The organism is Mucilaginibacter sp. (genome assembly GCF_965225845.1).
Taxonomy (GTDB): Bacteria; Bacteroidota; Bacteroidia; order Sphingobacteriales; family Sphingobacteriaceae; genus Mucilaginibacter.
Map to the genome: position 1 here is coordinate 2,690,224 of NZ_CBDDBL010000002.1, position 21,872 is coordinate 2,712,095.

18 protein-coding genes are annotated in these 21,872 nt (G+C 40.8%); 9 read left to right on the forward strand and 9 right to left on the reverse strand.

Going from position 1 to position 21,872, the window contains the following annotated elements; all coding sequences use genetic code 11:
- The first annotated feature begins 2 nt into the window (after positions 1-2).
- Positions 3-1,010 carry an FKBP-type peptidyl-prolyl cis-trans isomerase gene (locus ACYZ0U_RS16320; protein ID WP_461453597.1) on the forward strand — a complete coding sequence of 336 codons (1,008 nt, stop codon included), beginning with the start codon at positions 3-5 and terminating at the stop codon, positions 1,008-1,010.
- Here ACYZ0U_RS16320 and ACYZ0U_RS16325 read toward each other — a convergent pair whose 3' ends face one another.
- From ACYZ0U_RS16325 to ACYZ0U_RS16355, 7 genes are all read right to left on the reverse strand, one after another.
- The gene (locus ACYZ0U_RS16325) at positions 1,011-2,324 is read right to left on the reverse strand and encodes a cryptochrome/photolyase family protein (RefSeq protein WP_461453598.1); all 1,314 of its coding nucleotides are present in this window, start codon (positions 2,322-2,324) and stop codon (positions 1,011-1,013) included.
- The gene (locus ACYZ0U_RS16330) at positions 2,317-3,222 is read right to left on the reverse strand and encodes a TIGR01777 family oxidoreductase (RefSeq protein ID WP_461453599.1); all 906 of its coding nucleotides are present in this window, start codon (positions 3,220-3,222) and stop codon (positions 2,317-2,319) included. The genes ACYZ0U_RS16325 and ACYZ0U_RS16330 overlap by 8 nt, the downstream gene beginning before the upstream one ends.
- Before the next feature lie 6 nt (positions 3,223-3,228).
- Positions 3,229-4,692 (reverse strand): SDR family oxidoreductase, encoded by a 1,464-nt coding sequence (locus ACYZ0U_RS16335; RefSeq protein WP_461453600.1) that lies wholly within the window; start codon positions 4,690-4,692, stop codon positions 3,229-3,231.
- Positions 4,693-4,761: 69 nt separating this feature from the next.
- Entirely contained in the window at positions 4,762-5,070 is a 309-nt protein-coding gene (locus ACYZ0U_RS16340; protein WP_461453601.1) for a Dabb family protein, read from the reverse strand.
- Between the two features lie 7 nt (positions 5,071-5,077).
- The gene (locus tag ACYZ0U_RS16345; protein ID WP_461453602.1) at positions 5,078-6,433 is read right to left on the reverse strand and encodes an ABC1 kinase family protein; all 1,356 of its coding nucleotides are present in this window, start codon (positions 6,431-6,433) and stop codon (positions 5,078-5,080) included.
- Positions 6,434-6,468: 35 nt separating this feature from the next.
- The gene (locus ACYZ0U_RS16350; protein WP_461453603.1) at positions 6,469-7,125 is read right to left on the reverse strand and encodes an HAD family hydrolase; all 657 of its coding nucleotides are present in this window, start codon (positions 7,123-7,125) and stop codon (positions 6,469-6,471) included.
- Positions 7,126-7,189: 64 nt separating this feature from the next.
- On the reverse strand, positions 7,190-7,852 hold the full coding sequence (locus tag ACYZ0U_RS16355; RefSeq protein WP_461453604.1) for a TetR family transcriptional regulator C-terminal domain-containing protein: 663 nt from the start codon (positions 7,850-7,852) through the stop codon (positions 7,190-7,192).
- 209 nt (positions 7,853-8,061) lie between these two features.
- On the opposite strand from ACYZ0U_RS16355, the gene ACYZ0U_RS16360 reads away from it, so the two are divergent.
- The 3 genes from ACYZ0U_RS16360 to odhB all read left to right on the forward strand — a co-directional run bounded on the left by ACYZ0U_RS16360 (position 8,062) and on the right by odhB (position 13,800).
- Positions 8,062-9,369: a DASH family cryptochrome gene (locus ACYZ0U_RS16360; protein WP_461453605.1), complete on the forward strand. Its 1,308-nt coding sequence runs from the start codon at positions 8,062-8,064 to the stop codon at positions 9,367-9,369.
- Positions 9,370-9,664: 295 nt separating this feature from the next.
- The gene (locus ACYZ0U_RS16365; RefSeq protein ID WP_461453606.1) at positions 9,665-12,466 is read left to right on the forward strand and encodes a 2-oxoglutarate dehydrogenase E1 component; all 2,802 of its coding nucleotides are present in this window, start codon (positions 9,665-9,667) and stop codon (positions 12,464-12,466) included.
- An 83-nt stretch (positions 12,467-12,549) separates the two neighbouring features.
- Entirely contained in the window at positions 12,550-13,800 is a 1,251-nt protein-coding gene (odhB, locus tag ACYZ0U_RS16370; protein ID WP_461453607.1) for a 2-oxoglutarate dehydrogenase complex dihydrolipoyllysine-residue succinyltransferase, read from the forward strand.
- 81 nt (positions 13,801-13,881) lie between these two features.
- Here odhB and ACYZ0U_RS16375 read toward each other — a convergent pair whose 3' ends face one another.
- Positions 13,882-14,079 (reverse strand): hypothetical protein, encoded by a 198-nt coding sequence (locus ACYZ0U_RS16375; RefSeq protein ID WP_461453608.1) that lies wholly within the window; start codon positions 14,077-14,079, stop codon positions 13,882-13,884.
- A gap of 353 nt (positions 14,080-14,432) precedes the next feature.
- On the opposite strand from ACYZ0U_RS16375, the gene ACYZ0U_RS16380 reads away from it, so the two are divergent.
- Complete coding sequence (locus tag ACYZ0U_RS16380; protein WP_461453609.1) at positions 14,433-15,410, forward strand: aldo/keto reductase; 978 nt, start codon at positions 14,433-14,435, stop codon at positions 15,408-15,410.
- Between the two features lie 123 nt (positions 15,411-15,533).
- Here the strand turns inward: ACYZ0U_RS16380 and ACYZ0U_RS16385 are convergent, their stop codons facing one another.
- Positions 15,534-15,989, reverse strand: coding sequence for a DinB family protein (locus ACYZ0U_RS16385; protein WP_461453610.1), 456 nt, complete (start codon positions 15,987-15,989; stop codon positions 15,534-15,536).
- A 115-nt stretch (positions 15,990-16,104) separates the two neighbouring features.
- Between ACYZ0U_RS16385 and ACYZ0U_RS16390 the strand changes: the two genes are divergently transcribed.
- The 4 genes from ACYZ0U_RS16390 (at position 16,105) to dnaK (ending at position 21,802) form a co-directional block, all read left to right on the forward strand.
- Positions 16,105-17,811, forward strand: a complete 1,707-nt coding sequence (locus tag ACYZ0U_RS16390; protein ID WP_461453611.1) for an ArnT family glycosyltransferase — start codon at positions 16,105-16,107, stop codon at positions 17,809-17,811.
- A 26-nt stretch (positions 17,812-17,837) separates the two neighbouring features.
- Positions 17,838-18,887, forward strand: coding sequence for a hypothetical protein (locus ACYZ0U_RS16395; RefSeq protein ID WP_461453612.1), 1,050 nt, complete (start codon positions 17,838-17,840; stop codon positions 18,885-18,887).
- Positions 18,888-18,926: 39 nt separating this feature from the next.
- Positions 18,927-19,538 (forward strand): hypothetical protein, encoded by a 612-nt coding sequence (locus ACYZ0U_RS16400; protein ID WP_461453613.1) that lies wholly within the window; start codon positions 18,927-18,929, stop codon positions 19,536-19,538.
- Positions 19,539-19,894: 356 nt separating this feature from the next.
- A complete protein-coding gene (gene dnaK, locus ACYZ0U_RS16405) occupies positions 19,895-21,802 on the forward strand; it encodes a molecular chaperone DnaK (protein ID WP_461453614.1) in 1,908 nt (635 codons plus the stop codon).
- The last annotated feature ends 70 nt before the right edge of the window (positions 21,803-21,872 follow it).

Genomic DNA, 21,872 nt, shown 5'->3' on the forward strand with positions numbered 1-21,872 from the left:
AAATGAAACAAACAATTTTTACTCTTTTACTACTTTCTACTATTGGGTTTATGTCGTGCCGAAAAAATGGTGTTGAACAAACCATTGCACAATACGACCAAACCCAGATACAAAGCTATATTAAGAGCAATAATCTAACCGGTATGCAAAAAGATACTGTAGGCGGCGATACATCAGGTATATACTATCAAATTTTAAGCCCTGGTACAGGAACACCTTTAGTTTATACGGATCAAATATCCTTTGTATTCACTTTAAAAAGCTTAGATGGATTGTATACCACTTCTGATACAATTGCAAATCATTTTTTTGGTTATGTTGGCCATATTGCAAGTGGTGCTATTCCGCCGGGAGTTGAAATTGCTATTCTTAATGATTTAAAATACAGTGGCGGCAGAATACGGATGCTTATACCATCACAATTAGGTTTTGGAAAGGCTGGTTATGGTTCGGGCAGTATCAATATTTCCGGCAGTCATATTGCAGGTAACCAGAGCCTGGATATATATGTGCACATAATTTCTAAACAAACAGATATGGTTTACGGTACAAACACATTTGGGTACCAATATTCATATAATAAAGCACAAGAAGCTTATGATGAACAGGTAATTCAAAATTATATACCAACAACTGGTATAACTTATGTAAAGGCCCCATCGGTTAACCTGCCAGGCACCAATTATTGGTATTCAATAAGAACGCCGGGAACAGGCACTGATACGATAAACCAAAACTCAACAATCACAGCCAACTTTTATGGTAGATTGCTTGATAATCAAGTTTTCACTCAACACAATAACAGCATTGCTGATACGACAAGTTTGGACGTACCTGCTTTAGCCAAGGGTGTTCAGGAAGCATTGAGCCATACTACAACCGGATCAACAGTTTCAATGATATTTCCATCAGCGTTAGGATATGGTGAAGTACCCCAAAGCGCTGATATATCTGTTCCGGTGAATAGTTGTTTACGTTTTGAGTTTGAGGTGAGAAGAGTTTATCCGTAATTATTTAGCAAGGGCCAATTTAAATGCCTTTAAACAACGGTCACGTGCAAAAGCATGATCAACAATGGGTTTTGGATATGTCGTAAAGTCAGCATACTCCGGAACCCATTTTTTTATGTACTCAAATTTAGGATCGAACTTTTTAAGCTGAGATTCAGGATTGAAAATGCGGAAATATGGCGCCGCATCTGTACCGCTGCCTGCCGCCCATTGCCAGCCGCCAACATTGCTTGCCATTTCGTAATCGAGTAGTTTGAGGGCAAAATAATGTTCGCCCCAACGCCAGTCTATTAACAGATCCTTGGCTAAAAAACTGGCTACAACCATACGTACACGATTATGCATATAGCCTGTGGCATTCAATTCTCGCATACCTGCATCAACTAATGGAAAACCAGTTTTCCCTTCGCACCAGGCCTTGAACTGTTGTTCATCATTTATCCATTTGATCTTATCATACTCAGGCCTGAAGGCATGATCCATGGTATGCGGAAAATGATCCAGTATCATCATGTAAAACTCGCGCCAAACCAGTTCATTCAGCCAGGTCTTTTCTTTATATCCATTTGCTGTCGATGCTAACTCTCGAATACTTACTGTGCCGAATCGTAAGTGTAAACCAATATGTGATGTTCCTTTAATTCCCGGAAAATCGCGTTTATCAGCATAATCCTTGATAACTTCTTCGTATCGCCGTGAAGGAAAATCCACCATGCTTTTTTCAAAGCCTATTTCCTTAAGGGACGGAATTTTTAAACTATCTGTTTTTAACAGGTTATGCAAATATTTTTTTGTAGGATAGGCTTTAAGATAGAACGGTTTAAGTGTCTCGTACCATTTCCGCTGATATGGTGTATAAACAGTGTAAGGTGTACCATCATTTTTTAAAACTTCATCCTGGTCGAATATTACCTGATCTTTAAAAGTCTTAAATTCAATGTCGTGCTTCTTTAATAGTTTTGTGACCTCATCATCCCGCTTTTTGGCGTAAGGTTCATAATCATGGTTAGTGTAAACTGCCGATACCTGATAGTCTTTTAAAAGTTTCGACCAGGCATTTCCCGGTTTATCATAATATACCAATAAACTGCTGCCATGTTTTTTTAACTCTTTGTCTATATCTTCAATGGCATTATAGATGAAGGTGACGCGTGCATCATCTTTATCTTCCAGCTTGTCTAATATCTCTTTATCAAAAATAAATATGGGCAATACCGGGTTGCCCCTTTTTAAAGCGCGGTACAAACCGGCATTATCTTCGATCCTAAGATCGCGCCTGAACCAAAATATAGTAACTGGATTATTATTAGCCATAGATATTTTTTAATGCACCCTGCAATTCAGGAAATTCAAATTTAAACCCTGCAGATTCAATTTTTTGTGCCGATGTCCTATCGCTCTCCAATACTGCGACCCTCATTTCACCCATGAGCAACTTTAGAACAAACTCGGGCACATTTGGCGCCCAAAATGGTTTATTGAGTTGTTTAGCCACCGCTTTGGTTAATTGCTGATTGGTTACAGGGTTTGGCGCTGTCATATTATAAACACCCCTTAACCCGGGGGTTTCGATACCATAAATATACAAATTAACTACATCCTGCCAATGGATCCACGGCATCCATTGTTTGCCCGTACCCAGTGGTGAGCCTACTCCCCATTTTACCGGGTTAGCTAATTGCGGTAAAGCGCCGCCATCTTTATCCAAAACAATGCCTGTACGTAGTTTCAACACACGCAAACCTAACTCCAATCCCTCATCCGCAGCAGCCTCCCATTTCAGGCATACCTCAGCCAAAAAATCATTACCGGGTTTGCTTTCTTCAGTTAAAACTTCATCTGCCCTATCACCATAGTAACCTGTAGCTGACGCTGAAATAACTGATTTGACGATATTATTTTTTAGGCGAAGAAGGCCATATATCAATTCAATTGACTTGGTACGACTATCGATGATCTCCTGTTTGCGCTCATCTGTCCATCTTTTATCCACTACGCCCGCACCGGCTAAATGAACAATAGTATCAACCCCGTCTATGCAATCCGGATCAATTTCTTTTTTAGCTGTATCAAATAGAAAGGTTTTAACATTAGGGTCATTACCAGGCTTTCTGCCTAAATGACTTACCTGGTAGCCCTTTGCCAATAAAATTTTTGTTAACTGCGTGCCAATAAGGCCGGTACCCCCGGTTAATAATATGTGCTTTTGCATGGAGTTTTATGAATGTGAAAGGCTAACCTTTGGAATTTTAAATGCGATAAGTTGCTTTGCCATTCCTTTAAAGATAAATAAATGGAAAGGCAGCATACTATACCAATACAACCTGCCTACTAAACCGTTAGGCCTGAAGGTGGCAATTTGCGAGAGTATTTTTTTACCATTGCGATCGATGATCTTAAATTCAAGCCAGGCTTCGCCCGGTAATTTCATTTCAGCATACAATAATAATCGCTTGGTTTTTTTATCAGCCAATAATACCCGCCAAAAATCGATAACATCACCCGGCGACACGCTTACATTGCTGGTACGGCCGCGACGCAAACCTACGCCGCCTACCATTTTGTCCAGCATACCGCGAATCCCCCAGATCCAGTCCCAATAATACCAGCCGCGGTTGCCACCAATAGCCATAATATTATCTAAAACTTGTTGATCATCACCAGGAATAGAAAGCTTGACTTTATACTCTAATGTACCATTTTGAGGCACCTTGATCTGATCCATAAAATCTGAGTTGAGGTAGCCCATATTCAGGGCATCTTTCCAGCTGGATACAATTGAATTCTGTTCGATCTTATTAAAAGCTAATTCTAAAGCTTCTTCATAATGCAGGCATTTGCGCGGCACCACTTCATCAATCGCGTGATCTTTTACAATGGTCTCATTTTTCATGCTGTCAACCAGGCTTTGCGCAAGCTGGTAGCTTGTTGAGGTAACAAAGTAAAGCCAGTATGATGATATTTTTGGCGAAAGGAAAGGAATAGTAATAATGTATCTTTTTAGTTTACGCACTTTAGCGTAACCCAACATCATTTCCTTAAATGTTAATATGTCCGGCCCTCCAATATCAAAAGTTTTGCTGATGGCTTGTTCATTCAACAAAACACCTTCTAAATAACCTAACACATCACGGATACCGATTGGTTGGCATTTTGTATTAACCCATCGAGGTACAGTCATTAATGGCAGCTTTTCCGTCAGGTCACGAATGATCTCGAACGATGAACTGCCGGAACCAATAATGATAGATGCCCTTAAAACGGTTAAAGGCGACTTAGCATCAGCTAAAACATCCTCTACATGCCTGCGCGATTGCAGGTGCTTGGATAAATTAGTATCATTTGTGATTCCGCTTAAATAGATGATTTGCCTGGCTTTGGTTTTGTTAAGCACCTCCACAAAATTCTCTGCAGATGATGCTTCTAATTTGGCAAAATCTTCATTTTGCGACATAGAGTGCACCAGGTAATAAGCAGCTTCAATATCAGCAGGGAATTCGTCTATAGATTCCTTGTGCAACAAGTCGCCTTTTAATAGCTGAACTTTATCACTATAGTCACTTTGCTCATGAAAGCGGCGCTTATCCCGCACCAGGCAAACCACATCATGCCCTTGTTCTAAAAGAACAGGTATTAGCCTTGTACCGATGTAACCGTTAGCACCTGCGATTAATACTTTCATATATGGGCAACAATATAAATCAGAACCTGTTTGCATCAGCGTATTCCTGAATGGAATATGCTGACGATATTAGACATTTATGCTATCCTGCACAACTACCTTTGAACAAAGCTCAGCATATTTCGCTATAAACTCCTGGTGAATAGGATCTACATCATATGAATCATGATCAGCCTGGCTATTGAATATAATGAGCAAGGAAACATCATACGAGTTATCTACCGGGCCGCCGCTTGTACTTGCCGGTATGCCGATATGTATGTCTTTTATTGATTTTATAGCAGTTAATGCTTGCAAGCCATTAATAAATTTCGCGCTATCTGCTTTATCATTTAACCAAAAATGTACGTGATGTACAAATGAGTCTTTTAATATCATGTTATAATTATTGTAAGCTGTCTACCGTAAACTGTGTTGTTACATGCGGCTTGTAAGTATCTGTTTTAACTGTCGCTTTTAGCTCATGTAAAATATTGTATAAGCCGAAGTTAGTGCGGTTAACATAAATAAAGTGCTTTACACCTCTCGCCTGTTTAAACTCCGGCATTTTTGATATCTTCTCGCCGAAACTATATAATTCGTCAAAGAACTTACTTTCGCTAAAGTCAAATGTGCTATCAATATAAGGCATGGCGAATAAACGGATCATTTGTTTGTACTGCCCGTAATAAAACTCAACTTGGGCTGGCGTGTCATTTGGATGGATCATTTCCAGCAAGCGAAACGCCTTGATCGTTTCCTCTTTATTATCCAGTAAATTAGTTGATGTTAACGAGAAGAACGGCGAATAGAAATCTTCAGGCATTTCTTTTATACAACCAAAATCAATTACACCAAGCTTACCGTCAGGAGTGATCATAAAATTACCAGGGTGCGGGTCGGCGTGCACGGCGCGTAATTCATGCTGCTGAAAGTTATAGAAATCCCACAGCGCTTGCCCTATTGTATTTCTTAACTCCTGTGATGGGTTAGTAGCTAAAAATTCTTTCAAGTGTTGACCTTCAAGCCAACTCATGGTGATAATGCGTTTGCTTGATAATTCAGGATAATAGGTCGGAAATACGATGTTATTTAAATTAGCGCAAGCGTTTGAAAACTCTACCGATCGGCGAATTTCCAGTTCATAATCTGTTTCTTCTAACAAACGCTCTTCTACCTCGCGCATGTAAACATCAAGTTCTTTTTCGCTCATACCAAGTAGGCGGAACGCGAATGGCTTAACCAACTTTAGGTCGGATGATATAGAATCGCCAACACCCGGGTACTGTATCTTTACCGCCAACTTTTTGCCATTTAGTTCAGCTGAATGCACCTGCCCTATTGAGGCTGCATTGGTGGATTTCAGATTAAATTTATCATAGATCTGCTCAGGTGTTTTACCTAAATTCTTTTTGAAAGTTTGCACGATAAGCGGACCAGATAATGGCGGCGCATTATACTGCGATTGCGAAAACTTATCTACATAAGCCTGCGGCAGCAAGTTTTTGTCCATACTCAGCATTTGGGCTACCTTTAAGGCACTGCCTTTCAACTCGCTTAATGATTCGTAGATGTCGGCAGCATTATCCTCATTTAATTCGCTGTTATCCATCTCAGGATTAAACAGTTTTTTTGAATAATGTTTGATGTAATTACCCCCGATCTTAAAGCCTGTCTTCACAAACTTACCTGATCGTTGTACTTTACTGGTTGGTATACTATTTTGTTCTTTTGGCGTATCGCTCATATCTTTTTTGTTCATATACGTAATTTATGATGAGAAAAACACTCCATAAACTACTCAAATAATGCAGCCAGCTTTTGTACCGTCAAAGTAGAATAGTCGTCTATTGTCAAATTTGATGGTTGCAATTGTGCTGCCGCATGCCCGGTAGTAATGCCTACCACTTTCATGCCAGCTGCATTGGCAGCTTTAATTCCAGCCAACGAGTCTTCAAATACCACGCAATCCTCAGGCTTGGCATTCAATTCTTCGGCAGCCTTTAAAAAAATTTGCGGATTTGGCTTCCCTTTGGTTACCCGGCTGCCATCAATAATAGCCTCAAAATCATCACGGATGGGCACTTTATTGAGTATAAAATCAATATCACCCATGGTTGCTGATGATGCCATGGCCATTTTTATGCCAGCACTCTTCATTTCGGACAGGAAATTCTCTAATCCATTTATCGGCCTTAAAAATGGCGCATAAATTTCTCGGTAGAATTTTTCCTTTTCATCAAGGTATCCTTTTAGTGTTGCTTCATCAGCGTTAGGGAATAACCGCCTTAACGTTTCAATGATAGGGACACCACTAATATCTGTTTTATAGGTTTGCTCGGTGATATCGCCTAAACTATGATTTTTAAAAAATGCCTGCCACGATTTAAAGTGATAGGGTGTATTATCGATAAGGGTACCATCCATATCGAATATTGCGAAGAAGTTTTTCAAAGGGTTAAATCTATAAACTTGTCATTCTGGATGACCGGAATAACAATGGTAAAGAACTGGTTTATTAAAATTGGCCAAATCCCATCTTTTCTTTCATACCGCCGTTTTTAGCTAAAAACTTGCCATACTCAAAAAGATTGTCAATTGGTGAGCGCTGGAAAAGATCAAAGGTTACGTTAACGCCTTTTTCAATCGCTTCATCGGTTTTTTCAAAGCCGGTTGAGCTGTCGTTGATCCAGAAATTAAGCACAAATACAAATTGTATCCATAAGGCATCTTTATAACGTTTCGACAAAAATTTACGATCGGATAATTCTCCTGTTTCAATGCCTTCACTGATGACCTCTTCGGCAAAACCTTCGAAAATCTCTTTTAACTTTTCAAATACTTTAGGGGTTGTAAATCCTTTAGGTTGCTTTTTAATGCTGTAAACCGCAAAGCTGCGGCTGCCTTTAAGCAACTCAAAAAAAGCGTAAAAGAATGACAATGCCTTCTCGCGCGATGAATACTCCTGCCATACTTCCTGCGCACGGATTTCAATCAGGGTATTCAATGCAAAACCTGACCATATGCTTTCCTCGATCGCATCAAACGAACCAAAGAACTGGTAAAACTCAGCCTCGGTCATTTTATTTTTTTTGGCGAATATATAAACCGACTTTGGTTGAACGCCTTCTGTAAGCACATAATCGATGTATGCTTTTCTGATACCTTCTATAGTTGCCATATAATTTTAATTATGATATAAAATTAAGCATAGATAAACACCTATATGTCATGCTTATCTATAATTAAACGGGTAATAAAATTTGATATTACAATAAGCGATCAATACTAAAAATGTTTAGCACATGTCAAATAATTACTACACATGCGAAAAACAAATAAAAATTTGCAACTTTTGTACACCACTTTTTTCTAAAGGGTCTGCTATACATGAGCGAAAAAACTATTCTGGTTTGGTTTAGAAATGATTTACGAATACACGATAACGAAATACTGTTAGAAGCTATCCGTAAAGCTGATAAAATTTTGCCCGTATATTGTTTTGATCCCTTTTATTTCACAAAATCTTCATCAGGCGAGTTCAAAACAGGCAATTTTCGTGCAAGATTTTTATTTGAATCTGTTGCTGATCTGCGTAAAAATCTGCAAGAGCATGGCGCTGAGTTAGTGATCCGCATAGGCGATCCTGCCGAAATACTTCCGCAATTATGTGAGGAATACCATGTTAACGAGGTTTATCATCACCGTGAAGTAGCTTATGAAGAAACATCAATATCTGAGCAGGTGGAAACAGCCTTATGGAAGATAAAGCTTAACCTGAAACACTTCATCGGCCATACGCTTTATCATAAAGAGGATCTTCCGTTCCCAATAAAGGATATACCGGACAGCTTTGTCACTTTTAAAAAGAAAATTGAACGCGATAGCAACGTTCGCCCTTGTATTGATACACCAGGAGAAATTCATACTCCAGTTATCACCGATGCCGGCGAATTACCAACTTTACGGCAATTAGGCCTTACCGAGCCTGCTGACGATCCTCGCGCTACAACTAAATTCATTGGCGGCGAAACGGAAGCACTAAGACAACTAAATTATTTTATATCAAATAATAGCGCTGTAAGCGCTAAAAATGGGAAAATCGATAGTCTATTTGTCACGTCCCACCTTTCGCCGTGGATATCTGTTGGCTGTATTTCCTTACGACAAATTTATTGGGATGTTTTAAAAAACGAGGATAACCAGCATAACAATAGTCCATTAATTGTGGAATTGCTGTGGCGCGATTATTTCAGGTTTATGTTTAAAAAACATGGTCAAAAGTTTATCACAGCCAAAAATAGCAACGATGTAAGCGATTTCGCTGTGAACCAGGATGAACTTTTTACCAACTGGAAAAATGGGGAAACAGGAACACCATTGATCGATGCCATTATGCACGAATTAAATGCAACCGGTTATATCAACAACTACAGCAGGCAAACAACAGCCGGATATTTGGTGAATATCCTTAAAGTTGACTGGACCAAAGGTGCAGCCTATTTTGAGGAAAAATTGATAGACTATTCGCCGGCAAGCAATTGGGGAAACTGGGCTTTTATTGCAGGCATAGGTAGCGACCCAAAAGATAGCCGCTATTATAATACAGCCCGTCAAACAGATCTGGAGACTAAAAATAGTTTTATTGATACCTGGCTGCCTGCTGATAAAGTTAAATCGCCTGTCAATACGCTGTAAACAAATTATTTAGGTGTAACTTTTGGTTAAACATCACGTCTATAATGTAATAAAACAACCAATCATGAACTCTTTCGAAGATTTCACCGTTATTATAGGGCTAATAGCCGTAGCGTTAGAGGGTGTTTCTTATGTGCGCAACTTTTTGCACAAACTGTTACATAAGCGCTAACGCTTGTTTATTTTCAGCCAACAGCCTATTGTTTTGTTTTAAAATGAATGTTTTATAAATTAAATTTAAAGTTTGTAAGCACATATGCTTACTTTTGTACCGTTTAATTGAATGGTTTTACACATGGATCGCCTAAATTATATAAATAGCGGAAACGCAGCTTTTATTGATTCCCTTTACGAAGAATATAAGCAAGACCCCGCCTCTGTCGACTTTGGATGGCAGAAATTTTTTGAAGGTTTTGATTTTGGCCGTGGCGCCGAAGCAACCGAAGTAAGTGCTGAAACTCCTGAACATTTTCTGAAAGAGATTAATGTGCTTAATATGATAAATGGATACCGCACACGCGGCCATTTGTTTGCAACAACCAACCCTGTACGCGAACGCCGCCACTATTTTCCGGGCAAAGAACTGGAAACTTTTGGTTTGAGCGAGGCTGACAATGAAACCGTATTTAATGCAGGTGTAGAAATTGGTTTAGGCCCTGCCAAATTGCGCGACATTCGCCAGGCTTTAGAAGACACTTATTGCCGTACCATTGGCGCTGAATACCGCTACGTACGCAACCCGATAAAAATAAAATGGTTTGAGGAGCGTATGGAGCGCACCCGTAACACACCATCGTTTACAGTCGAACAGAAAAAGCTGATGTTTGAAAAACTTAGCCAGGCTGTAATATTCGAAAACTTTTTAGGTACCAAATTTTTAGGCCAGAAACGTTTCTCGTTAGAAGGTGCTGAAGCTATTATTCCTGCACTTGATTCGGTTATCCAAAAAGGATCATCGTTAGGCATACAGGAATACATCATCGGTATGGCTCACCGTGGCCGTTTGAACGTTTTGGCAAACATCATGAAGAAAACCTATAAGGAGATCTTTTTTGAGTTTGAAGGTAAAAATTATGATGAAGATTCACCATTTAGTGGTGACGTTAAATATCACTTAGGTTATTCAACCGACGTAAAAACCGACGAAGGTAAAAGCGTTCACTTAAGCCTTTGCCCTAACCCATCGCACTTAGAAGCGGTTGACCCGGTTGTAGAGGGTCTTACCCGTTCAAAAATCGACTTTAAATATAATGGCGACGAAGAAAAGATCGCGCCGATATTGATTCATGGTGATGCATCAGTTGCTGGCCAGGGCATAGTTTACGAGGTTTTACAAATGGAAAAACTGAATGGCTACAGTACCGGCGGCACCATCCACCTGGTGATCAATAACCAGATCGGTTTTACTACTAACTATTTAGATGCACGTTCAAGTACTTATTGCACTGATGTTGCCAAAACTGTACTTTCGCCGGTTTTCCACGTAAATGGCGATGATGTTGAGGCAGTTACTTATGTGATCAACTTAGCTATGGAATACCGCCAGGCTTTCCACAGCGACGTATTTATAGATATTTTATGCTACCGCCGCTATGGCCATAACGAAGCTGATGAACCTAAGTTCACTCAGCCTGTATTATATAAAGCCATCGACGCACATGAAAACCCACGCAAAGTTTATTTAGACAAGCTTTTGGCTGAGGGTTCTATCACTGAAGAATTCGCAAAAGAATCTGAAAAGAAATTCCGCGATCTTTTACAATCTCAATTAGACGAATCAAAAGCTGAAGAGAGATTTAGCGAGCCTATCCAAATGTTTGCCGGTGCATGGGAAGGATTGCATATAGCTACCGAAAAGGAAACCACTGCAAAAACCGAGACTGCTGTTCCAAAAGATGAATTATTGGCTATCGGTAAATCACTGACTGAATTACCAAAGGACAAAGAGTTTTTCAAGAAGATAGAGAAATTGTTCCAGGATCGCAATGCGATGGTTGAAAAAAGCCACGTATTCGATTGGGCAATGGGCGAATTATTAGCTTATGGATCTTTATTGAAAGAAGGCCATGCCGTAAGGTTAAGTGGCGAGGACGTGAAACGTGGTACATTCTCGCACCGCCACGCCGTATTAACACTGGCTGATTCGGAACAAGAATATACCCCGATGGATAATATAGGAGCCGAAGCTAAATTCAGCATTTACAATTCTTTATTATCTGAATATGGTGTATTAGGCTTTGAATATGGTTATGCATTAGCGAATCCGAGTGCTTTAACTATATGGGAAGCACAATTTGGTGATTTTTTTAACGGTGCACAGATCATCGTTGACCAATACATAGCCAGTGCAGAAACAAAATGGCAACGCGGTAACGGTTTGGTAATGTTATTGCCACATGGTTACGAAGGCCAGGGACCCGAGCACTCATCAGCACGTATTGAGCGCTTTATGGAACTTTGTGCCGATAACAATATCCAGGTAGCTAATTGCACTACACCTGCAAACTTCTTTCATATTTTGCGCCGCCAGATACACCGCGATTTCCGTAAACCATTGATCGTGTTTACACCAAAGAGCTTGCTTCGCAGCCCTAAATGTGTGTCACCATTGGTTGATTTCACCGAAGGGAAATTCCAGGAAGTGATTGATGACAGCTTTGCAGATGCGAAAAAAGTTAAACGCGTTTTATTCTGCTCAGGTAAGATCTATTATGATCTGTTAGATAAACAGCAAGCCGATCAGCGTAAGGATGTAGCCATTGTTCGTATCGAGCAATTATATCCGACACCTGTTCAGCAAATGGCTAAAATAAAAGCTAATTACAGCAAAGCCACAGAATTTATATGGGTACAGGAAGAACCTGAAAACATGGGGGCCTGGCCATATATGTGCCGCAAATTCCGCAAGGGCGATGTGTTGAATTTAGACGTAATATCACGTTTAGAAGGTAGCAGTACTGCCACAGGTTTCGCGAAACAACATGCTGCCCAACAATTGCACATTATTTCTAAAGCATTTGAATCACCTGCCGGCCCGGTATTAAAGGAAAAAATTAACAAAACGACACAAAAAATGGCTACGGCCAGTGCTGATTAATACTTTGTTGTGAGTTGTATGTTGCGTGTTGTAAGTAACCGCTTAACTAAAACTCACAACTCATAACATACAACTTAAAACATATGAGTTTAGAGATCAAAGTTCCGCCGGTTGGCGAATCAATTACCGAAGTAACACTGGCATCGTGGTTAAAAAAAGACGGCGAAGCGGTAAAAATGGATGAAGTAATTGCTGAATTAGAATCAGACAAGGCAACCTTCGAGCTTACTGCCGAAAAAGCCGGAACTTTAAAAACAATAGCTAAAGAAGGTGATGTATTGTCAATTGGTGCCGTAGTTTGTACTATTGAAGAGGGCGGCTCAGCCGCTTCTGCCCCGGCAGTATCAGCATCAACCGCTACTCCTACTAAAGAAGAAGCAAAGGAAGAGGAAAAATTAGCCTTAACCACTGCTGATGTATCAAAACAAGCCACCTATGCATCGGGTACACCATCGCCAGCTGCTGCAAAAATATTAGCCGAAAAAGGCGTTGACCCTGCCAGCGTAAATGGCAACGGCGTAGGCGGAAGAATAACCAAGGAAGATGCACTGAAAGCGCAAAATACACCGGCTGCTGCCCCTGTTCCAAAACCTGCAGCTGTTGCAGCCCCGATTGCCGAGATCAACCCGGGTGAGCGTACCGAGAAACGTGAGAAAATGTCTTCTCTTCGTAAAACAGTCGCCAAGCGTTTGGTATCTGTTAAAAACGAGACTGCGATGTTGACCACCTTTAACGAGGTTGACATGTCGCCGATCATGGATATCCGTGCTAAGTATAAGGATAAATTTAAAGAGAAAAATGGTGTTGGCTTAGGATTTATGTCGTTCTTCACCAAAGCAGTAACCGAGGCATTAAAAGAATGGCCTGCTGTAGGCGCACGTATTGAAGGTGAGGAAGTAGTTTACAGCAATTATGCTGATATATCTATCGCGGTATCTGCACCAAAAGGTTTAGTGGTTCCGGTTATCCGGAATGCGGAAAGCTTAAGCCTTGCCGGAATTGAGAAAGCCGTCGCAGCGTTAGCAGCTAAAGCCCGTGACAACAAATTATCACTGGAGGAAATGACAGGCGGAACATTTACCATCACCAATGGTGGTGTGTTTGGATCGATGTTATCAACCCCGATCATCAATTCACCGCAATCTGCAATTTTGGGTATGCACAATATTATTGAGCGCCCGGTTGCTGTCAACGGTCAAGTTGTTATCCGCCCGATGATGTATGTCGCTTTATCTTATGATCACCGAATTATTGATGGCCGTGAATCGGTAAGCTTCCTGGTAAGGGTTAAACAATTGCTTGAAGATCCAACAAGGTTATTATTAGGAGTTTAATCTCCTCCGCCCCCCTAAAGGGGAACTTTAATAAAAAGCCCGGTTGTAAATTACAACCGGGCTTTTTATTGCTTAATATCTTTAAAAAGTCGGGATAAAATATTTCTTCACTACTGCGGTAACTTTATGCTTGATGTGGGTTGACGCTTTTTTCTCCCAAACAATTTTATAACTCTCATTAGGCCTTTGCATGATCTTATAATAATCTATCAGATCCCCCGTAATTTCAACTGCATTTTTCGCGCCTATTGCGGCTATCTCTTTATGGTATTCGTCCATGCTTTTTTTGTGCTAATTTACCGATTATTAATTTAGCATTTTGTTGTACTGTTTCACGAAAACAGGTGAAACAATTAGCACATTTGAAATACTTTTAGCCCATTTTTGCTCTAAAACGGTTGTTTTACACGTAAAAATGGTCAAAAAACATCATATTTTTATTGTTTTCCGATCGTTTTACTCGAAAAATTTCGTTATTGTAATGTTTTTGTTCCAAAATATACCTAATAGTGTTTCATGCTGAAACACTATTGAAACGCAGATTTACCCGTCACATATTTGTTATCCGCTTTTAGATAATAGTTGAAACTTCTACCTTGCCTGAACGTTTTTTTTAATTAAACACCTGCATTATGGAATTTGCAAGATTTGGGAATACCGGGATGATCGTTTCAAGGCTATGCCTTGGCACTATGACCTACGGTACACCTACCGACCGCTGGCAATGGGCATTGAACGAAGAACAAAGCCGCCCGTTTATTAAACAGGCATTGGAATTAGGCATTAACTTTTTTGATACTGCCGATGTATACACCAACGGCGCCAGTGAGGAAGTGGTCGGCCGCGCCCTAAAAGATTTTTCTAAACGCGACGACTATGTATTGGCCACCAAGGTATTCAACCCAATGGGGCCGGGACCAAATGATAAAGGCCTGTCGCGCAAACACATCATGAGCGCGATTGATGCGAGCTTGAAAAGGCTGGGCACAGATTACGTCGACCTGTACCAGATCCACCGCTGGGATTATGATACCCCGATTGAGGAAACTTTGGAGGCCTTGCATGATATTGTAAAAGCCGGTAAGGCAAGATACATCGGCGCATCATCCATGTATAGCTGGCAGTTTGCAAAGGCGTTGTATACAGCTGAACTAAATGGCTGGACCAAATTTGTATCCATGCAGCCGCACTATAACCTAATCTATCGTGAGGAAGAACGGGAAATGCTGCCATTATGTGAGGATCAGAAGATAGCGGTTATCCCTTGGTCGCCATTGGCGCGCGGGGTGCTGACACGCAAACCTGAAGAACGTAACGATACCAAGCGCGCGCAAACCGATGCGTTCGGTAAATCATTGTATACTGATGAATCGGATATGGAAATCGTAAAACGTGTTACCGAAATTGCGGAGCAACATGGCGTTCCTAACGCGCAGGTAGCCTTAGCCTGGATGCTAACTAAGCCGGTGATCACCTCTCCTATTATTGGCGCAAGCAAACCGGGCCATTTAGAAGATGCGGCAGCGGCCTTATCGTTAAAACTAAGCGACGAGGAGATCAAAAAGTTAGAGGAACTTTATAAGCCGCATAGTATTCAAGGGCATAGCTAACGATAAATATAATTAAGGATAACATAAGTAAGGGTCATGCTGAGGCCACTCGAAACATAAGCGTAAAGGCCTCACCCACATGCTTCGACTAGGCTCAGCATGACACCCACTTAAACCTTAGGATTACACCAGCTTCCTCAAACTCATAATATAGCCAATATGCAATCCATCATGAAATGGCAAAAAAGCAATGGCCTCATCAATGTTGTTTATTTCAACATCATAACGGGTAACAAACGGTGTATAGTTAGCCATAATACCGCTATCCTGATCAGTATCTAATTGCTCGAGCGTGGTGAACAACATTTTTTTGATTTTCTCCACTCCTGCAGCATCAAGAAAACCTTCGGGTTTAGTTCCTGATTTATAAGTGTGAAAAAATGCTTCTTCAACGCTGGCAGGCAAACCGGCGCGCAAATAGCAAATGCCTTGCTGCGAAGCGATCATATGCCCAAGGTTCCAGATGATGTTATTATTAAAGCCACCAGGTATTTTGTTGAGTTGCTCAACGCTTAAATGGCTTATTTCATTTAGTACGCGCTGGCGTGGAAATTTTAGGATTTCTATAGCTCTTTTCATTGGTAATAATTTTCGCCTAAAGTGCGTAAAATATTTTATCCGGGCATAAATTTGCTTCATTTCAGCTTCATAGTTTTATTATAACTTTACGGGCTGTAACCAAAGCGATATTTGAATGCCGGGCACCATTGTCAGTTACTCACTTCAGTCTAAAAAGATCATCTGGTATTTCCTGTTTGGATGGACGGTGCTGAATATTATCCAAGGTTATACGCTTGAGCTTCATGCCGACGAAGCCTATTATTGGCTCTACTCCCGTTTTCTGGACTGGGGCTATTTCGATCACCCCCCTATGGTGGCGCTGTTTATCCGCTTTGGTGATAGCATTATGCACAATGAGCTTGGCTTGCGGATATTGACCATAACTGTCAGTACCCTATCATTTTACATCCTATGGCTCATCCTGAAAAAATATAATGCCAGCGCCAAGTTGTTTGTCATCGTGATCGCCTGCATGTTCATGTGCCACATGTATGGGTTCACCACAACTCCCGATGCGCCTTTATTCTTTTTTGCTGTTGTATTTTATTATTTCTACCAAAAATATATCGAGCAGGATACCTGGCTGTTGGCTTTTGTCCTGGGTTTAGTAGTCGCTTGTTTACTATATAGCAAGTATCATGCAGTATTACTCATCAGCTTTACCATTATCTCCAACATCAAATTATTAAAACGCCCTTCCTTCTGGCTGATCGTAATGTTAGCGGGCATACTGTTCATCCCCCATATTTTGTGGCAGGTACATCACAATTTCCCATCCCTTAACTATCATTTGTCTGAGCGTTCGGCAGAAAAGTATCATCCCGAATTTACTTACCTCTATCCCCTCGGGCAGATATTAATGGCAGGGCCAATCATCGGTTGGTATCTATTCTACAAAGGTTTCAGCACCAAAATTACAGATGCCTTTATCCGCTGCCTGATGGTGAATTGCATTGGCACACCGATATTTTTCCTGATCTCATCTTTCCGCGGCGAGGTACAACCGCAATGGACCTACATCTCCTTTGCACCGCTGATCCTGCTCATCGTGATCAACTTCGCCCAAAAACCAAATTTGCCGAAATGGTTTTTACCGGTGGCTTATATCAACATCGCAATTATTTTATGTGTGCGCTTCGCGCTGATAGCCGGTATTCCTATCGGCAGATTGCAAAGCCAGTTCGGGTTTAAGCAATGGGCTTATGCGGTTATGCAAAGGGCTGGTGATAACTATGTGGTTTTTAATGAAGGCTTTCAGAACCCATCTAAATACGATTATTATAACAATACGCTGAAAGGATTTTCCTACGATTCGAGGTATTATCGCGGTACCCAATTCGACATTTGGCCTATTGAGGACAGCATTCAAAACAAACGCGTTTTATATGTGCTGCAATATAAACTGAAAGGCATAACTACTGATTCTATCAAAGTACCCGCCGGAACCTGGTATACCGGTTGGGTTAATGATGTGCGTACCTATCAAAAAGTGACTGTTGATAATGGGAATTACAAGATGAGCCTGCCATCCGGCCAAAAGCACACTTTTGGCCTTGTGATCAAAAATCCGTATCCTTTCGCCATCAACTTTAGCAATACCGGCACCATACACCATGTATATTTGGATGCTTGTTTTTTTGATGAAAAGGGCGATGCGAAAATCCAGACGGCCGATACTACATTTAATCATATTGCGTTAAAGCCGCAACAAAGTACATATTACAAATTCACAATTGTCACCCCAAAGCAAAAAGGCCCTTACGACCTGGTATTTTCTATCCGTACCGACCCTTTTAATGGCAGCAAAAACAGCAGAATAGTTAAATTTACAGCGAATTAAATACCCCTGACAAATAATTACCCTTTATGATTAAAAAACTTTACTTATTAGCATTCTTATTATTTATAACATCAGCCGCAGCCTTTGCACAAGATAGTCTTGATGTACATTTTAATGCCTTGGGCTGGTTAGATAACCGCGAATATAAAGCCTTTATTCCCCGCTCACGCACTTACTCAGGCACACGTACCGCATTGGATTTTGGCCTGGTTATCGACAGTAATAATAGCTTCAGGGTTGGTACCAATGCCATACATGAATTCGGCGCGCAGCCCTATTTTTTAAGCGCTGTACCGGTAGCTTACTATCATTTTGAAAGCAGCCACTGGTTATTTAATGCCGGTGAATTCCCGCGTGAGGGTTTAATTGATGATTTCCCGCGTGCTATGCTGAACGATACCTTAATGTACTTTCGCCCGAATATTGAAGGTTTGCTAACGCGATACCAGGCGGGAAATTTTTGGCAGATAGGCTTTATCGACTGGCTGAGCCGCCAAACCGACACCCAGCGCGAAGAATTTATGTTTGGGGCCGAAGGTAAATTCACCTTTGGTAAAGACAGCCCTTTTTACATCAGGGATTACTTTATGATGGAGCACGATGCCGGTGCAGCTATACTACAACCAACCGACCATATTTATGATAACGGCGCGCTGGAACTAAGACTTGGATTAGACCTGACGAAGAAATCAGGCTTAGACTCATTAGCATTTGAGGCAGGTAACCTTACATCGTTTTTAAGGGAGCGTGGCAGCACCGGCTGGCAAACACGCAATGGCTTTGTGTTTACTGCCTATGCAGAAATAAATCCGCGATTAGCCCTTAGGGACGAAGTATACAAAGGCCAGGGCAGCATCATCTACTACGGCGACTCCTACTACGAAAAAACATTTTATAACCGACTTGATGTGATTTATACTCCATTCAGGGCCAAGCGCATTACCGGGCAATTCATCGCCAGCTTCCACGGTTCTCCTGGTCATTACAACGATAATCAGGAAGTATTCCGCATTAGCTATGATTTAGGCCGGAAGACGATAGCGAGGTTTAAGCCTGCGGAAAATAATAATTATTAGATAAAAACTATTTTTTATAGCTTTATAATAAAATTCGAGATGATTTTTAAGAAAAATATAGCCTTAATCTTATTTCTAATTATTAGTTATAAATCTTTTAGTCAAGCACCAATCAACTTTCAAACCATGAGCCATGTACATGAGGAGTGGAAAGGGTTGCGCCATTGTGATACACTATATTACGCGAATAAGATTCAGCCTGAAGTAATTGATGCCACAATTAAACAGTTACGCTCAAAAAAAGTATATCCTGTAAGCGACCTGTATATGGGTGCTAATAAAGCACCACTGATTGTAACCGTAGCTGAACAAACATATTTGATAGCAGAATTAAAAAAGCTTAAGTCATTCGAATGGCCTTCTGGCATGTTTCCGAATTCAAAGCTTATAAATATTGACAGCACTAAATCCGTATTTCTGATTACAAATAAATTGCCTAAATCGCAATCAGACGAATGTTCTATTATATATACTTTTTCGAAACCAATATATTTTAGAAATGGCTCAATTGCCTTGTATCTTGACCAGGAGCAATACTCAAATATTTCTACTCAGCTCACTTACAATTTTTATTACAAAGAAAATAAAGAGTGGGTAGAGTACGCAGATTGTTATATAAATATGGGTAAGGAAGACCCTGGCGATAACTGAGATAGAATAAAGTTATGCCTTTGTTGGTGTTGTAATAGGGGTATCACCAAAAACAATAAAGGCATTAACTTTTTGGCGACAACACCAACAGGGAAGTAATACGCGCAACACTTCTATCACCTCAGTGCGAAATTCAGCCACAATCAATTTTGTACATACAACATATAGACTGCTTCTTTCGCAATGACGCTAATTCTCAGCTTCTGCCAACCTGTCACCGTCATTATCTCCCATTCTGACGAAATTTATCCTTTCACATAACCTAAACAATTCTTTTCTCTGCCAAAGCAACATTGGCACAACCCTTGTTAAATACAATCTGTAAACAACAATATCAATCAAGAAAAAACAATATAATGGCTAAAATCATTGGAATCGACTTAGGGACAACGAACTCGTGCGTTGCGGTAATGGAGGGTAACGAACCCGTAGTTATTGCTAACAGCGAAGGCAAGCGTACTACACCATCAGTAGTTGCTTTTGTTGACAACGGCGAACGTAAAGTGGGTGATCCGGCGAAGCGTCAGGCTATCACCAATCCTACAAAAACTATATTTTCAATCAAACGCTTTATGGGTAACAACTTTAACGAAGTTACCACAGAAGCATCCCGTGTACCATATAAAGTGGTTAAAGGTGACAACAACACCCCACGTGTAGAAATTGGCGACCGTAACTATACTCCACAGGAAATCTCAGCAATGATCCTTCAGAAAATGAAGAAAACTGCTGAGGACTTTTTAGGTACCGAAGTTACTGAAGCGGTTATCACCGTTCCGGCTTATTTTAACGATGCACAACGCCAGGCTACTAAAGAAGCAGGCGAAATCGCAGGTTTAAAAGTACGCCGTATAATAAACGAACCTACTGCTGCTGCCTTAGCTTATGGCTTAGACAAAGCACACAAGGATATGAAAATTGCGGTATTTGATTGCGGTGGTGGTACACATGACGTGTCTATCCTGGAATTAGGTGATGGAGTTTTCGAAGTAAAATCAACCGATGGCGATACCCACTTAGGTGGTGATGACTTTGACCAGGTGATCATTGACTGGATGGCTGACGAATTTAAAAGCGATGAAGGCATTGACTTGCGTAAAGACCCGATGGGCTTACAACGTTTAAAAGAGTCTGCTGAGAAAGCTAAAATCGAGTTATCAAGCTCTGCACAAACCGAGATCAACTTGCCTTACATTACTGCTGTTGATGGTATGCCTAAGCACTTGGTTAAAACTTTAACCCGTGCTAAATTTGAGCAATTGGCTGATAGCCTGATCAAACGTACTATCGATCCTTGCCGTTCAGCATTGAAAAATGCAGGATTAAAGGTTACTGATATTGACGAAGTTATCCTGGTTGGTGGTTCAACACGTATCCCTGCAATCCAGGAAGCGGTTGAAAAATTCTTTGGTAAAGCACCTTCAAAAGGTGTAAACCCTGACGAAGTTGTAGCTATCGGTGCTGCAATTCAAGGTGGTGTATTAACCGGCGAAGTTAAGGATGTGTTATTGTTAGATGTTACCCCGCTTTCATTAGGTATCGAAACTATGGGTGGTGTAATGACTAAATTGATCGAATCAAACACAACTATTCCTACTAAAAAATCTGAAACATTCTCAACCGCGTCTGATAGCCAGCCGTCAGTAGAGATCCACATATTACAGGGTGAGCGCCCAATGGCTGCGGGTAACCGTACAATCGGCCGTTTCCACCTGGATGGTATACCACCAGCACCTCGCGGTGTGCCACAGATCGAAGTAACATTTGATATTGATGCTAACGGTATATTACATGTGGCTGCTAAAGATAAAGCAACCGGTAAAGAGCAAAACATCCGTATCGAAGCTTCATCAGGTTTAACTGATGCTGAGATCAAACGTATGAAAGACGAAGCTGAAGCTAATGCTGATGCCGACAAACAAGCAAAAGAAGAAGTTGAAAAACTGAATGCTGCCGATGCACTGATCTTCTCAACTGAAAAACAATTGAAAGAATATGGTGATAAGATCCCGGCTGATAAAAAAGCACCTATTGAAGAAGGTTTGAAAAAACTGAAAGATGCTTTCGCTTCTAAAAACTTAGCTGATATTGAAGCTGCTCAAAATGAGTTAAACACTTCATGGACCGCTGCCTCTGAAGATATGTACAAAGCTGCTGCAGATGCAGGCCAGGCACAACCAGGCGCTGAAGGCGCAGGACCAGAAGCTCATGCTGAAGGAAATGCTGATAACGTAACTGACGTTGACTTTGAAGAAGTAAAATAATCCTCCTATCTCCTGATAGTAAAAGCCCGGCTGGAAATTTCCAGCCGGGCTTTTTGTTTAATAAGAATTC